Origin of the sequence: Coleofasciculus sp. FACHB-542 (assembly GCF_014695825.1) — a bacterium.
GTDB lineage: Bacteria > Cyanobacteriota > Cyanobacteriia > Cyanobacteriales > FACHB-T130 > FACHB-T130.
The window spans coordinates 135923-151638 of record NZ_JACJPB010000021.1; the positions used below are offsets into that span (position 1 = coordinate 135923).

General features: G+C 48.1%; 10 protein-coding genes and 1 pseudogene. 5 read left to right on the forward strand and 6 right to left on the reverse strand.

Annotated features, from left to right (window positions below; translation table 11 throughout):
• Nucleotides 1-110: 110 nt before the first annotated feature.
• Nucleotides 111-887, forward strand: coding sequence for a hypothetical protein (locus tag H6F52_RS06140; protein WP_190532815.1), 777 nt, complete (start codon nucleotides 111-113; stop codon nucleotides 885-887).
• A 120-nt stretch (nucleotides 888-1007) separates the two neighbouring features.
• Here the strand turns inward: H6F52_RS06140 and H6F52_RS06145 are convergent, their stop codons facing one another.
• Nucleotides 1008-1304: a hypothetical protein gene (locus tag H6F52_RS06145; protein WP_190532819.1), complete on the reverse strand. Its 297-nt coding sequence runs from the start codon at nucleotides 1302-1304 to the stop codon at nucleotides 1008-1010.
• Between the two features lie 270 nt (nucleotides 1305-1574).
• Between H6F52_RS06145 and H6F52_RS06150 the strand changes: the two genes are divergently transcribed.
• Nucleotides 1575-1904 (forward strand): hypothetical protein, encoded by a 330-nt coding sequence (locus H6F52_RS06150; protein WP_190532821.1) that lies wholly within the window; start codon nucleotides 1575-1577, stop codon nucleotides 1902-1904.
• Nucleotides 1905-2058: 154 nt separating this feature from the next.
• Nucleotides 2059-2169: pseudogene (locus tag H6F52_RS25660) on the forward strand (ISAs1 family transposase); the annotation flags it as partial.
• A 190-nt stretch (nucleotides 2170-2359) separates the two neighbouring features.
• Here H6F52_RS25660 and H6F52_RS06155 read toward each other — a convergent pair.
• Nucleotides 2360-5122, reverse strand: coding sequence for an MHYT domain-containing protein (locus H6F52_RS06155; RefSeq protein WP_190532824.1), 2763 nt, complete (start codon nucleotides 5120-5122; stop codon nucleotides 2360-2362).
• 237 nt (nucleotides 5123-5359) lie between these two features.
• Nucleotides 5360-7225 (reverse strand): DUF3685 domain-containing protein, encoded by a 1866-nt coding sequence (locus tag H6F52_RS06160; RefSeq protein ID WP_190532827.1) that lies wholly within the window; start codon nucleotides 7223-7225, stop codon nucleotides 5360-5362.
• 580 nt (nucleotides 7226-7805) lie between these two features.
• On the opposite strand from H6F52_RS06160, the gene H6F52_RS25165 reads away from it, so the two are divergent.
• The gene (locus H6F52_RS25165) at nucleotides 7806-8309 is read left to right on the forward strand and encodes a peptidoglycan-binding domain-containing protein (RefSeq protein WP_199292118.1); all 504 of its coding nucleotides are present in this window, start codon (nucleotides 7806-7808) and stop codon (nucleotides 8307-8309) included.
• Between the two features lie 198 nt (nucleotides 8310-8507).
• On the opposite strand, the gene H6F52_RS06170 is transcribed toward H6F52_RS25165, so the two are convergent.
• Nucleotides 8508-10427, reverse strand: coding sequence for a hypothetical protein (locus tag H6F52_RS06170; RefSeq protein WP_190532830.1), 1920 nt, complete (start codon nucleotides 10425-10427; stop codon nucleotides 8508-8510).
• Between the two features lie 342 nt (nucleotides 10428-10769).
• Here H6F52_RS06170 and H6F52_RS06175 point away from each other — a divergent pair, with 342 nt between their 5' ends.
• On the forward strand, nucleotides 10770-14117 hold the full coding sequence (locus H6F52_RS06175) for a pentapeptide repeat-containing protein (RefSeq protein WP_190532833.1): 3348 nt from the start codon (nucleotides 10770-10772) through the stop codon (nucleotides 14115-14117).
• A 314-nt stretch (nucleotides 14118-14431) separates the two neighbouring features.
• Here H6F52_RS06175 and H6F52_RS06180 read toward each other — a convergent pair whose 3' ends face one another.
• Both H6F52_RS06180 and H6F52_RS06185 read right to left on the reverse strand, forming a co-directional pair.
• Nucleotides 14432-14896, reverse strand: a complete 465-nt coding sequence (locus H6F52_RS06180) for a Fur family transcriptional regulator (RefSeq protein ID WP_190411365.1) — start codon at nucleotides 14894-14896, stop codon at nucleotides 14432-14434.
• Between the two features lie 126 nt (nucleotides 14897-15022).
• Nucleotides 15023-15415 carry a helix-turn-helix transcriptional regulator gene (locus tag H6F52_RS06185; RefSeq protein WP_242028996.1) on the reverse strand — a complete coding sequence of 131 codons (393 nt, stop codon included), beginning with the start codon at nucleotides 15413-15415 and terminating at the stop codon, nucleotides 15023-15025.
• Between the last annotated feature and the right edge of the window lie 301 nt (nucleotides 15416-15716).

The window sequence follows — 15716 nt, forward strand, 5'->3', positions numbered from 1 at the left end:
ACTAGACAAAACTCTTCTCAATCCCCAATCCCTTCAGAAAGCTTGATCTATGGCTCTGTGCGATATAGGTTGTGTACATAGCCTTTAGTTCTCTATTCGGAGGCAGTTAGATGAAAAAAAAGTTTTTTGACCCGGAACGAGTCGCTTTTTTAGGGATTGGGTTCTCTGTCTATATTTTCTGTATTGCTTACACGTTGGGACAGGATAGCCGCAAGTTGACTGAGCTACAAAAGCTAATTTATCCTGTATTGTTCACTATCGGTGGAACATGGGGAGCCTATATTTTTAAATATGTTAATGATGTTAACGCCAAGATTGAGAGCGAAATTAAGAGCGAGTCGAATCAGGAAGCAGAAAGGAAAGCTAGCTTGTACTTGGCAAATTGGGTAAAAAATATAAATAATTTTAAGAGCATGCTAAAACCTTTAGAAAACAGTATAGGAACTAAAAAATATCAAGATATTATGACAAGTCTAGATGAGGTAAACATAACTTACGAGCAATATTTACAAAAGCGCCAAGCTGCTGATCATATAGTGAATTGGCTACAAAAAGAAGAAAACTTTGTATTATTTGTGCAAAATATAGTTGATGAAACTAAAAAACAATACCCAATTGAAGACCGATTATTGAAATTATTTTATGGAGATATTAGTGGGTGTGTAAAATGGTTGATGGACAGTGTGTTTAACATGGAGAAGAATCCAATTGACTTCAAGGATTATAGTATGAAACAGGCTTTAAATTCAGGCTTGCCCGATGCAATTGAAATATACAGATTTGCAATTAACCTCATCGAAAAACGAGGAAGGCTAAAAGAGCTATCAGGCAATACGAGTCTTCTTAATGAGTACCTTAACTACTTAAAAGAGCAGGTGTATAAATAGATTAAAAATTGAGAATATGCAAGACTTATCTCGTAGAAGAAATGATGAAAATACCTATTTTTAAGTTGTGAAAGCATTGTAATGTAGCAAGCTATACTACAATAGTATTGTAACCTTTATTTAGAGCTTGATTTTTTTCCATATATCAGTCGCCAACAGCCTCAACTGTAGTCCCATAGGAACTACATCCACATCTTTTAGCTTAGCACTAGGCAGTTCGGTTGGATTAGTTTTTTCAAAATCATCTATTGCAGCTTTGAGTTCAGTTTCAATAGAAGATAAATAGTCCTCTATAGCTGAAGATGTAGCTTTGTCTTTTAAGAGAGAGCGAATATGTGATGTAGCTTCTAAAAATTTGTCAAGAAGTTTTGGTAATTCATTACCAGGCTTTTGAGGTGGCTGATTACTTGGTGACATTTTATTACTACGGAACTAAAAGAATAGCAGGAAGCTTAAGTTGAGAACCTTCATTGTCAGCAACTTCCCACAAAGATAAATGTATTGATTTACTTTTAAAAAGTCATTATCTATGGCTAGGATACCGCTACTGTTTGTTGTCTAACTTGATTAAGGTTAAAATTATGAGGCTCTGAACCTATTGGGTGACTGAGCGATCGCATCCCCTTCACGCTTGCGCGATCGCTCTCCTCTGCCACAATAAAGAAAACTTTTACACAAAATATTCTTATGAGTACCCAAGTCACTCTTACCCTGCCAGATGAGGTTTACCGTAGAGCTGAGCGACTAGCACAACTGAGCAGCCGAGATGTCGCTGATGTCCTGGCAGATACAATTGAGCTTTCACTATCACCACTTGGTCTACACTCAGAAGCAATTAAACCAGTATCAGCTTTATTTGATGATGAAGTGATGGCTTTAGCGCAGCTTCAGATGGAACCGGATCAAGACCAAAGTCTGAGTAGACTGTTGGACAGACAACAAGATGGGACACTTACACAAACACAACGTTCCGAGTTACTAGCGCTGATGCAGGTTTACGAAGAAGGCTTGTTATAGAAAGCCCAAGCAATGAGTGAAGCAGTACGACGCGGCTTGATGGAACCTTGTCGAACGAGAGGGCTTTCGGGATGGTCAACACTTTCATGATTGTCAGTTTTACATCAGCAGTCAATCCCTGTGTGCCAACCAATTTCTAGCCGACACCATTGGACATTGGGGGATTGAAAACCGGCTCCATTGGGTTAGAGATGTTACCTTCGCTGAAGACTTTCCACCCCGACGCGGTGGCAATGCTCCGGTTAATTGGGCGATTTTACACAATTTTTTCATTACCATCGCCAGATTTCTTGGTTTCCGAACTATCCCTCAGGCGCAACGCGCTTTAGCCAATCAACTCTACCAAGTTTTTTCTCTTCTTGTATGAAACTACCCTGAAGGGAGGAGGGGCAGGGGTGGAGTTAAACTCCCCGTCTCCAGACGAGATTGATTGCGTCTGGAGACGATTCTCCGATTCATTTGCATCGTCTGGATAAATGGGCGATCGCTGCCACCAATGCTAATGGTTTCACTGGCTTCGCGACGTGTGTCTGAAAGCCAGCTTTGACAGCCCGCGAGCGATCTTCTTCTCTGGCATACGCTGTCAGAGCCAAAGCTGGAATTCCCTTTTGTTGTGCATCCAGCGCCCTAACTTTGCGGATAAAAGTATAGCCGTCCTCGTTCGACATATCGATGTCGCTCACCAGGACATCCGGACGCCAATCCGAAGCATCGTCAGTTAAGACTGCCATTGCCTCTTTTGCGGATGCAACTGCCATCACTTCGCCTCCGTAGTGTTGCAAGATAACCGTCAGCAACTCACGGGCGTCGGCTTCATCATCGACTACCAGCACTCGCAATCCGTTGAGTCCTGGAGGACACTCTGAGAGTCCTTCGTTGTCCCTTGTCCAGAATCCCTGCTCGATATCCTTTGGCTCGATGAGGACAGCGAGGATCGGCAGCTTTACTCTAAAGGTCGCGCCTTGTCCTTCTCCCGGACTTTGGGCAGAGACGGTACCTCCGTGCAGTTCTATCAAGTGGCGGGCGACGGCTAACCCCAGTCCCAGTCCGCCGTATGACCGGGTGATGGAGCTATCGGCTTGACGGAAACGATCGAACACATAGGGGAGAAAGTCGGCAGCGATTCCCTGTCCGGTGTCGCTGACTTGAATCTCAACCCAAGAGTTGCTCCGCTCCAGCCGCACCTCGACTCGCCCCCGTTTGGGTGTAAACTTGACTGCATTCGACAGTAAATTCCATACAACTTGCTGCAAGCGGTCGGGATCGCCGCAGATTAGCCCTGCGGAGGAATCAAGAAAAGACTCCAATCGAATCGACTTGGCACTAGCCGCCGGTTGGATGGTCGCGATCGCAGCTTCAATGACGGAGGATAGCTCTAGCGGACGGACATAAAGGCGAAATTTCCCCTGAATAATCCGCGAAACATCCAGCAAATCCTCAATTAGCTGTGTTTGCAACCGAGCATTACGCTCAATTGTCTCCATTGCCCGCACAATAATCGCTTCGTCAAGCTTCCGAGTCCGAAGCAACTGAGTCCATCCCAGCATTGAGTTGAGGGGGGTGCGAAGCTCGTGAGAGAGGGTTGCTAAGAACTCATCCTTCAGGCGATTGGTTTCTTCAGCTGCCATTCTCGCCTGTTGTTCGTAAACTAGCAGTTTTTCGCGCTCTTGTTCGGCTTGCTTGCGCTCGGTAATGTCTATACAAGAGCCGATATAACCGACAAAGCTCCCGCCTGGAGTCAGCCGGGGAACGCCTCGATCGAAAACCCAGCGATACTCGCCATCAAAGCGCCTCAGGCGGTATTCCATTTCAAAATTTTCGCGGGCATCAAAGGCAGTGCGGTATGTTTCTACACACTGCTGAAGATCGTCAGGATGGAGGCTTTGCGTCCACCCCATGCCGATTGATTCTTCTAAAGTCCTGCCAGTAAAGTTGAGCCAGCCTTTATTAAAATAATTACAAGTTTTGTCGCAATCGCACATCCACAACATCACGGGAGCCATATCTGCCATCAGGCGAAATCGTTGTTCGCTTTCCCGCAGCGACTCCTGCGATCGCTGGCGCTCGGTAATGTCGCGGTAAGCGATCGCGATACCCGCTACACTCTTCACATCTAGTAAATTATTGGCGATCGCTTCAAAATCTCGCCAAGAGCCATCGACTTTCTGGAGGCGAAACTGTGCGGTAATTTTGCTAGTTGGAGATTTGCTAGTTGGAGAATTCAGTGCATCTGCTAATAGTTTCTCTGCCTGAGAGCGATCGCTCGGATGAACAATTTCAATTGCTTTTTTCGAGAGCCAATTTTCCGGTTCGTAGCCCAAAATCGATTGAATGGAGGCACTGGTGTAGCGAATTGTGCCATCAGCTGCAACAATCACAAGAATGTCAGAGGCATTCTGCGCTAAAGCCCGGAATCGCTCTTCGCTTTCCCGCAGTGCCTCTGCTCTGGCAAGCTCAATTTTCAGCCGTCGATCGAAGACAGAACCCAGCAGCGCTAGCGCTAGCACGATCGTCGTGGCAATTCCAATTTCAACTGCCAGCCAAGAATTGTCCATCATCAGCGACAACTCCATCCCGGAGGGATTGGTTGATTGATAGCTTACCGCTGCCATCCCGGTATAGTGCATCCCTGCGATCGCGCATCCCATGACAATCGCGCTGCCGATCTTTCGCAAGTTCCCGGTTAATGTCGCCGCTGTACGCAGATGAAAAGCTAACCACAAGGCGATCCAGGAAGCACTAATGGCGATCGCCATCGAAACTGCTACCAGTCTAAGGTCATAGGTAACGGTCGCTTCTAACCGCATCCCCGCCATGCCTGTATAGTGCATCGCGGCAATGCCACAGCCCATGAAAATGCCACCTGCGAGTAATCTTCGCCAACCCATTTGTTCGCGGCTAACGATATACAAAGCTGCGGCGGAAGCGATCGCTGCGACTCCCATCGAAACCAAGACGGTGGGGAAATCGTAAGCCATTGAGATTGGCAGGCAATAGGCGAGCATTCCGATAAAATGCATCGACCAAATGCCACTTCCCATCGCGATCGCACCTCCCGCTAGCCACAGCTTCCGCCCACGTCCTTGAGCCGCCGTGACTCGTCCCGCTAAATCCAGCGCCGTGTAGGAAGCCGCGATCGCGATCGCCATCGAAAGCCCAACCAGACGTAAATCGTAGGTTGCTATCATCTCTTGGGCTGCATCATTGATTCCCTTCATCTCTATACTGAACGCTGAGATTGTGGTGGCAGTCGCAATTTCTCACGATCGGATTGCCTGATTCAAGTGTTTAAATTTTATCGGAGCAGCGGTTGAAAACTGTTTAACCTTCAGGAATAGCCTGAGTATATCTTCCTATGAGTTAATCTTATGGAAATCGAGGAGAAGGAACAGAGAACGAGGTAGAATGCCCCTGCACCCCTACCCTTTTTACTTGTCCTTTTTCACCTGCCTTTTTTACTTCTGGCGTTCGCCATTTTTGCCAAACCGAGTTTCTTGTAACGTTGTGCCAATGCCTTGAATGATGCCGCGTCCAATTAAGCCAATGCCTCTGCCGATTACTTGCGTGAGGACGTAAACAACACCGCTACCTAGGAAGGCAACCGTTGAGCGCAGACGTGGCGCGATCGCATCTCTAGTTTCTAGCGCTAACGTACAAGCGAGTTGGGCACCCCTGAGTTGCTGTAATTCATTAGTGCGGGGGGCATAAATAGAGATTTTTTTGATTCCAATGCCACCTAGCGCTAGCAGAAGATATCGGCTTTCAAAAATTGCGGTTGGCTCACCCACATATCTTTCTAAACGATATTTCCACGATAGATTGTTCCGAAATCGAGCAATTTCCCGCGATGAAATTAACCGTCTATCGTAAAAAATCTGCTTAATTGCTTCCACATCTGCGAAATAGTTCAGCAGGGGTTGGACAACGCTATTGGCAATTTGAATTAATAAATTCTCCAAGATAACTTCTGCTCGATCCCGCGCTTCCGGTGTCCCAAAAGAGTAGGAAACATTATCAATCATCAGCGGAGTTTGAAAAAGCAAATAGTTGATGATTTCGACAACCAGAGGAATTTTATCTAGAAAAGATTGTTGAATAATTGTTGCATCCTGTAACAATGTATTGACAATATCTACTTCAAGGTTTCCAACTTGGATTGTGCAATATTTGCCAAAAAAATCAGTGGTAGACGCTTGCCACAAATCCCGCAGAATCAGCGAGTGCTTCAGAGCGATCGCTTCCGGCTGTAGCTGGGAAAAGCGCAGTTCCTCTAAGACATCCTCGAATTTACGCAAGATCAGATAAAGCAATTCCCGTTTCTTTTCTTCCAGCAGAATATCAATTTCCAACGGAGAGCCAGTCAGATTTTTTAGCCCAAATTGAAGTTTATTTAAAGTAGCGTCTAGCAGGGGGCTGAGGATCGAGGATTCAGAAAGTGCTGAGGACTGAGTCGCGAGTGTTGAGTCTAACGAGGGATTATTTCTTCTCCTCGGTTCCGGGGTAGGGAGAGGAATCCCACTGCGGCGATCGCGACTTCCCGATCTAGGTGGGTTGAGGAGGTCATTCGGGTTTTCCTCAGGGGGGTCAGTAAAACCCGTCCCTGCCACCTGATTTCTTGCGCCGGTCGTCGCCACAGGTAACAGCTGATTGACCAGCCAACGGGCTGTCCGCAATTCTCGTCGCCGTCCCGTTAGGATGAACCAGTCTAGTGTCGAAAGATTGGGGTTTTGTACTTGGTTTGTCACCTGGGCGATCGCGGTATCGATTTGCCGTAGTCCCGACTGACGGATTTGCCAGAGCAAGGATGAACGACTTTGTATGACATCTGAGGCTTCTACAGGCGCGTCGTTTTGCGTCTGTACGAGTTCTGACCAGCAAACTTCCCCAACGGCTACCTGACGAAGCGCTGGCACCAGAACCGAGAGATCGGTGCCTTTGGGGCAATAGCCCTCGACGCCTAGGGTTCTGGCTGCTATCAGTTCCTCTGGCGTGAGTCGTTGGCTGAGAAGGAATATCGGTAATTTCGGGAATTGCGTCTTTAATTCCTGGCACAGCTGCAACCCGATCGATCCCCCCAAAGACAAGTTAGAGCGACCTAAGTTTAGTTCTAAAATCACCAGATTTGGAGCGTTGTCTGTACCAACTCCATCTGCCAACGTCTGCAAAGCGTCAGCAACGCTATCCGCCTCGGCAACGACTTGTAGGTCGGGAAACGACGCCAAAGCGGTGCTAAGACCCAACCGAAAAATCGGGTCATCATCGATTAGCATCAACTTGAAGCGGCGAACAGTCCCAAGGGTATCCGCTACGCGATCGCTCATCAACAACCTCCTGCTTCACACCGCTTTCTCCCTGCTATAACAGATTACTCATTCCAGGGGCGATGCGAACAGAGCGCGATCGCGTACCTTGGAAGCGAGGATAACGCCTCGCGCAGAAAAAGTCAGTTCGCCACGCTTGTACTTTCCCTTGTATTTTCCACAGAGCGCGATCGCTGCTATCTAACTATTTTTTTGGGAAATTTATCTTAAATCGTCCTAATTTAATCTTCCCCTCTTTTTAGTTCAAGCTAAAGAAAAAGTTGTAGATTTTATAGTGGACAAGACCCACGAAATGTGATTAGGGCGGGCATTGCTCCCCCTGCTACTACAGAAACATCATCATCTAGTTCTTGTATTGAAAATTGAGTGGCTATTTCTATAGTCAGATATTTAGCAATTAGAAGCTCTAACTATAGAATTATGCTCAGACTCGACATCTCCTATAAGCTAACGAAGACATACAAAAGCTGGAAATCATTCAAAGCAAGAAGCTTTGGATGAATCATAAATAGGAGGCTTTCTAAGCCACAAACGGTGCATTTATGAGCATCTTGTGTTTTTGAAAGAGGAACTGACGCTGATGACAGCAAAATTTTTTAAGTCAACCATCAAATCCCTGAGCATTCTTTCTGCGGTTGCCTCGCTCCCGCTACTCTTGAACGGGATGAGTGCAAACGCTGCCGGGATTAGTGCTTCTCAGATCAACCCTGAGATCGAAGAAATGCCCATTGATATGCACGGTGGGAGCTATGAACAGCCAACAAGACAAGCGCAGCTGATTCCCGATCCCACCGGGCGTAATGAAGGGCCAACTGTGCCCGCTGAAAACATAGCACCTGCAAAATTTAATCCCCTTGCCCGCTATTCTCCCTCACCCGCGCCGATGCTAAAAAGCGGTAGTCAGGGAGCAGTAGTGACAGAAGTTCAGACAGTATTAAAAGATCGAGGACTCTATAAAGGCGGAATTGATGGCGTATATGGGTCGCAAACGCGCTCAGCCGTCATCGCCTTCCAGCAGTCGAGAAACTTAAGCCCGGATGGGATCGTTGGCCCTCGGACTTGGGAAGCGATGATTGCAGCTTAAAGCAGATACAGAACGATGGGCACGCTCCTGCTGGAGAGTGCCAATAAAAGAGAAAATGCTGAAAAAGTCAAGCAGCTAAACAAACAAAGGCTGCCTATGCAGCCTTTGTTTGTTTAGCCCCAGGATGAGAGGCTGGGGGGAATTGTCCAAACCTTGGGAAACTTTACTGTCCCTTCTCGGTGAGGGAGATCGACAGCGTCAATAATTCCCCTCCGGCTCACTATTCGTTTGAGATTCAGAGGAACTGTCTTCGATAGACTGCTGAAGTTCAGCTGCCTTTTGTCTTTCTATTAAAATGGCTTCTCGTTCAGATGCCCAACGAGCGATCGCTCCTTGCGCTTCTCGATACAGTGCCCGACCGTAGCGAATCCTAGAAGCCTTATTAATTGCCGCAGTGAGCCGCCCATTAGCCGCTAAAGCGTTCGCCTCGTTAAGAATCGGCGTATCTTCAGCGATTTGAATTTGTGTTACCCAATCGCTCAGCGATGCCTGTGCCTCAGAGTACAAAGCACGTCCAGGAGCGATTTTGGAGGCAGCTGCAACCGCCGCCTGGAGATTTCCCTGCTGAGCCAAACCTTTCGCTAAATCTAGGATCGGTCGGTCTTCCATCGTTTGGATAGCTTTCGTCCATTGGGCGATATAGGTTTGTGCCTCTATCCGCAAAGGCTGACCCAGCTTAATCCGGCTTCCCTCCTCAACCGCCGCCCTCAAACTTTCTAGAGTTCCCGGTGTTGCCAGCTGTTTGGATCGGGCAAGGGCGATTCGGTCTTGAATTTGTTGAATTTGCTTCCGCCAGTGGGCAATTTGAGTTTGGGCTTCGATGCGTCCGGGTCGTTTGGGCGCGATCGCTTGGGCTTGGCTAATCGCAAATTCAAATGCCAACGGTTGATCGAAGCTGGCTATTGTTTCGGCAAATTGCATTTGCAGCCGATCTTGTAAATTAGATTGCCAAAGCGCCTCGGTCACTCGTGCTTGCTGGCGAAGCGGACTTTTTGGGGAAATCTGACGCAGCGCCGCTTGCGCCTCTAGGAAGCTGAGGATTTTATTTTCCTGAGCAACTGCATAAGAACGACTCAGTTGAATCCAATCTTGAGCTTCCTTATAAACTGAAGTCTTCGGAGGAATCAGCTGGGCGGCGGTAATAGCACGGTCAAACTCTTCCTTCTCGAAATGCTCGGCAGTTATTTTTAGCAACTCCTGGCTCCAGAGATTGATTTCGGCTTTTGCCTTTGATTTGACATAGGTGTTGGGGTTCACCTTTCCTGCCAGGGCGATCGCTGGCGCGTATCCCTCAGGTGTCTTGGCTTCGGCAAATGTCTGCGCCTCTTCTAACTGTTGCCAAGCTTTTTTTTCCTGAGTCATCCGATCGATCAGTTTATCCAGTTGTTTTTGATCCCAGTAGCGGTTATCGAGGCGAGACAAAGCCTGTATTTGCAAAGAAGCTTCAAACCACTTTTGTTCTTTTAAAGTTGCTAAGAATTTTTTGGTAATCTCCTGACCCTGCCGCCAATCCCCTTGCCATTGTTTCATTGCTGCTTGCACCTCTGGATACAGGGGGCTAGAGGAGGGAATTTGGCGGGCAATGGCGATCGCTCCCTTTAAATCTCCTTGGTCAATTCTCTGACGGGCGATCGCCAAGAGCGATCGCGACCAGTCTTCCATCAGCCGAGTCGCTTCTGGATACACCGGGTTATCGGGGGACAAGCTCTTGACGAACTTCATTGCCTCCACCAGCTGCTCTAACTTGCCCGACTGAGCCGCCTGCTGGGCGCAAGTCAACCGATCCATTTCCGGAGCCAAAGGCGACATATTTTTACAGTTAACTTGGGGAGGAATCGTTGCCAGCAAGAAGAAAGCCGCGAGTGCCGTCCCACCCAACCCGAAGATGATACTCAGCCACAACAGCCACCACTGCCAAATCTTATTTCGCCGTCTCAGCGGTGTCAGAGGCGGCTGCATCGCTGAGGCAGGGGCTTCAGTTTGCTCCGCATCCTCGTCCCGGAGCTTGGTGGCAGATGCGCTGGCATTCGAGACGACTCTAATTACCAGTTTGCGTCCCTGCCGTTGCCGCAATCGGTTTGCCGTGCGTACTTGAAATTCATGTAATTGTCTTTTCACTACCATCTCACTACCACTACCCTTGAGTCCTCGTTTTGCTGCTCCTGCTTGATGACATCGATCCGGAGCCGAATCGCCGTCAGCGTAAAGGGTCTAAAACTGATAATAAAAGCTTTAAGTTTGTAGGGGTAAAGCTTTTGTGAGTGAATTTAGAGATCGAGCTGATTTTTTGCACCCGTGCTTCGCTCTTACATAAGTTATCCTGAAATTCAACTCAATTAGGGATGATGAAAAACAGCTTCTACCCCATTCATCACGATTGGTCGGCACACCAGCCGCCTACACTCCCGATAACATGACTAATAAGTGGCATATTGAGTTATTTCCTAGAATTGAGGTGGGATGAGCCTTAGCATTCGGCATTGGCTGGCGGAACGCAACATTGAACTGGCAACCTTGAGGCACCCAGGCACTCAGATTGCCGGAATTGCCTTTCGCATTGTCCGGGATATGGAACTCAAGAGCCTGACACCTTTTGATATTAGTGTCTTAGCGGAAGTCTTAGAACTACCTTTGAGAGCAGCTTGGGAAGTGGCAGGCGTAGCTTCCCAACTTTGTGTGGGGTTGCTGCGTATCCTGAGTCAAAAAAAGCCCCTGAAGCGCAACGAAGGAACCTGGCTAACTTTCCAAATTGCTTACCTGAACGCCTTACAAGGAATTTTAGAACAAGAATCTCAACTGAGAAGACCGTGGTTATCTCGTGCAGGCGTCCCAGGCGAGTCAGAAGACTTGTACGGGCAGGTCTGGGATGCGCCCCTTTCCGATCCCCAGTTGCAAGCCTTACTGAAAACTTTGCGTCCCGGACGCCTCACCGATAGTCAGGCAGAACAAGCGCTGAGTATGGTGGGCGACTCCTTTCTCGTGCAGCAGATGAACAGTACCGGCATTGCCTGGTTGATCGCCAATGGTGCCGAGGAAACAGAAGCCAAGTTAATCGCCCAACGCCTGGTTCACGGACTCCCAGGATATTTACTTGCCGCGATCGCTGAAAATGCCTTGCCGCTGGCACAATTACAGAAATTTGTCCAGCTAGGGAATTTATCAACTTGGCAGGATACTCCTGGGGCGGGAAACCCGGAGCGGAAGCGCTCTGGGTTCTCAACTACTTTGAATTTTGAGGCAAATCAAAACTCAGACTTAAACACGCCACAATTTTCGCTGAACCTCGAACGAGAACGCTATCGAGCCAGCCTTCTACAATCTTTGAGCGAACCGTTACTGGCAGAACCTTTTGCCCTAAAGGATTTATACGTCCCCTTGAAGGGAGTGCTGCTCGAAGAAAGCTCCACCCGGTTAGAGACGAAAAATCCCAAGTCAGATCCGACCACGACACCGCTTGCCGCTAACGCCGTACCTGCGAAACCCGTGGATTTAATGGAGTGGGTCACGGCTCAGCTAAATGATACGACCAGCATTGCGGCGATCGAGAGTCTTCCGGGCACGGGCAAGACCAGTTTTTGCCAAATATTGGCATCAACCGTTGCTCAGGAGCTTTACCCTAGATGGATGCCAGCGTTTATCCGACTCAAGGACGCTACCTTGGGGCAAACTTTGGAGCAAACCCTGAACTCTGCCTTCCCTTGGGGCAGATTTACAGATGCAGATGGTTGGCTTTCACCAATGCATCCTCCTTGCTTGTTGATTCTGGATGGCTTGGATGAATTGCCCCGCTCAAGCCACGCAGGGCGTCATTACCATGCCTTCCTGAACCAGCTGATGCAGTTTCAAGGGGAAGCAATGGCGTCTTTTGAGGGCACGCCCCGCCACAAGATTATTCTGACCAGCCGGACAACTGGGAGAGAAGGAGAATATTTCGATCTTGCCTCTACTCTGATACCTTTGCCCCACGATTTGCGGCGGCGGATTGCAATTCAGCCAATGGAACACGAGGAGTTCCGGGAGTGGTTCAAGCAGTGGTCGAAACTGCAATCGAAAGCGATCGCTCAAGGATATTTCGCCTTTGTCAAAGAAAGAGGCGGCTTTTCGACTCGTCCCGTTGGCACCCCAGGCGCTGCTAACGTACTCGCCGCCCTCGTCCGCAAGCCTTTGATGCTCTATCTACTGGGTATCTTGCATCGAGATGGACTGCTCAACGACACGATCTTTCACCTGACATTACCCCAAGCGAAGTTTGAAATTTACGACCGGATTTGCCGCTGGCTTTTGGCATACCCCGAAGCTGGCAGCGGTTCCATGCCTTTTGTGATTCGGGAAGGTCTGGCTCATGCTTACCGCAGCAATGATGCGATCGCTCATCTCCTGCAAAACCGACGCCCCCAAGACCTACGCCACCAGATGCAAGTGGCGGCACTGACCATTCTGCAAACAGGTCGCCATCAAGCCCCCCAATCCGCTGTAGAGGCGACCTTTACCAGAATGGTGACGGAGTCACAGAAACCGATAAACCCCCGCTTACAGCCGTCAGATGACACCCTGCCAGCCTTTTTCTTCCACACTCATCACTCAGCGATCGAGTTTTCTCACCGCAACCTGGGAGAATATCTCTGCGCTGAAGAAATTGCCACTCAGCTGCAAGCCCTCACCCTACCAGTCCAAGATACCTACGGTGAATTCACCTTTGCGATCCACTCGCCGGTTAATGTAGCCCAGCATCTTTATCAATTACTGGGTTATGGCGTATTGTCAGTTGAAATCGAAGACATGGTAATTGAGCGACTGCGGCGGATTTTTGAGCGCAACCCGGCTCAGTTTAGCTTCAATGTTTTGTTTGAACGCCTCTATCGGTTTTACCGCACCTACTGTCGAGGTCGCTGGCTAGATGAAGGAATCGCCCACCAGTGTCATACCCAGTTGCAGGCGTTGCACAACCCCTTAAAAATCTTGCAAATCGATGCCGCCGTTGGGCTGAATGTCTTCTTGTTGCTCAGCGCGATCGCAAAGCAGATGCGCGAAGCACATCTCGGTCATCGGGCAACGCAGATTTCTTTCTGGCCTTGCGGCAACCCCGACCTGCCATCTGAATTTGACGCCGAAGCACTGCTGACTTTAATCGGTCGCACTGTTGTCCTATCTCCCACCGCCTTTTGGCAGAGGGCGCGGCACAGCCTCAGTCAATTACAGCTACGCTCTGCCTGTTTGAATCATGCTCTGTTAGCAGAGGCTAACCTCTGGCAAACTAATCTGTTAGCGGCTGAGCTAGCAGGAGCCAATTTAGCAGGTGCCAACCTCCAGCAAGCTAATTTGTCTTGGGCGAATCTCTCCGGTGCTGACTTATCAGGAGCCAATCTTGCTGGAGCAAGGCTTGAAGGGGCAAACTTAACCGGCGCTAACCTGCAAAGAACTAATCTTACGTTAGCGAACATCACTCATGCTTGTCTGTTTCAAGCCCAGTTAGATGACCAGAACCACTACTTTGCCAGGAAAAATGGTGCCCTATTTTCCTTGGAAGAGTTCCAGGCATACATTCAAAGATTACCCCGTCTCAAACAGGCTGGAAGCGCTCAGGACAAAGGCAGTGCAGATTCTGAACCTACAGTGTTTCTGATAGAAAGTGCCGAAGGAGAACCGATGTTGCCAGAAGCACCTACGGAGGACGAAGACGATGAAACGGTGATTGCAGAAACTTCTTCTACCCTAGGGGAACCCTTAGCATTCCAAGAAGCTCCGAAGGTAGATTCCCAATACGATGATGAGACGGCGCTAGTAGAAAACCCTCAACTAAGCAATTAGCTGTTGAGGGTGTTAAAAACTCTAGAACCCTATGAAGTATTCGTTAGGTTTCGCTAACGCCCAATTCCACTTACTAGCGCTAGTGGGTTTATTTGTAAATGTTAGGTAAAGGAAATTTGGAGCAGCGATTTAATCTCCAGTTTTCCCACCCTCAGTTAGCCCACTTAATCAAACTAGACAGCCTGCTACAAGCGTTTTTCACTAAACTTTAATCAGCCTGTAGTTACGCAATATTTTCCGTCCCTACAAACGGTTTAAAAAATTATTGATATAGCAGCAATCGGTGTTAAAAAGTGGATTCTACCGTCTACTGATTACCCGTTCTCCGCTTGAGACCCAGATTCCGGTAATTTGTACCCGTAGAAGTTAATGCAATATTCACTAATCCGAACCCCTGTTTGTTGTTCAATTTCTTTAAGCAGGGTTTCAGGCAGTTCTACATAAACATCTAAAATCTGATTGGTATCCAGACAGTTTACGTGGCTGTGAGCGTCGCTGATATTGCCGTACAAACGGCCATCCGCACGCTCAATACACTCAATAATGCCTTGAACCGATAGCGCTTCTAAATTTTGATACACGGATGTATGACCGATGTCCTTACCTTGGTGGTTCAAGCGGTCATAAATTTCTCGCGCCGACAGGTGTTCTTTCGCTTGCCACAGCAATTCCAGAATGAAGCGGCGTTGACGGCTCACGCGCATACCCAGCGCTTGACACCGATTTAAGGCATCCTCTAACGAGCGAATAGGTTTAACCGCTGCCGCTTCTTTTTGCATACTTTAGACTTTGACACGCTTGCCTGCTAATCCAAACTCATTTCCACTTTAACCTAGCTATTCTCGGAATGTCCACCGTCCCAATATTCTAGGACAGCACTATCGAGTGCACCCGGTTAATTGATTCTATTGTTGCAGTAAATTTTCTTCTAGAAGGCGGGCGATCATGGCGGTTCTAGAAGTGACACCTAACTTGCCAAAAATCCGGCGTAAATAGGTAGCAACTGTCCAATGAGTGATGCCTAATTGATTTCCAATGCACTTGTTGGGAAGACCCTGTGCGACCAATCGGGCAATCCGCTGTTCTTGGGGGCTGAGGCTAATCCCGCGTTCTGACTTGGGGCGACAACGCACCAGATAATAGTGGGTTCCGTCAACATCAGATTCAAAGATTACTTCATCCACCGTCTGCTCAGATTTTTGAATCCCTTTGGATGGACTAACAGAATCAACTTGTTCTACAAGGTGCTTGAGCATTTCTTGGGGGATCATTGCCTCTCCTTGTTCTTTGGTTTTCATTTAACGATCAAAACTCGTAATTTCACGCAAAGTATCAGGAGTAGATGCCCGATCTTTATCAAATCTTCACAAAGCCTTGTGGAAAATACTTACTTCCTGACATAGTGCTGCTACAGGAAAATTGAGATGGATTTCGGAGATGGATGAATCCCCCAGATTTTTTGCTGAATGCATCGTATCCGCTCTATCCCTCTTCTGTCACTTTCCGGAGAAGCAAGTAGTAAATCAGTTAAATTATCCAGAAGCCAAACCGGGTTTAAATTGATTCATTGCAGCAATTAAATGATTAAATCCCAGCAAT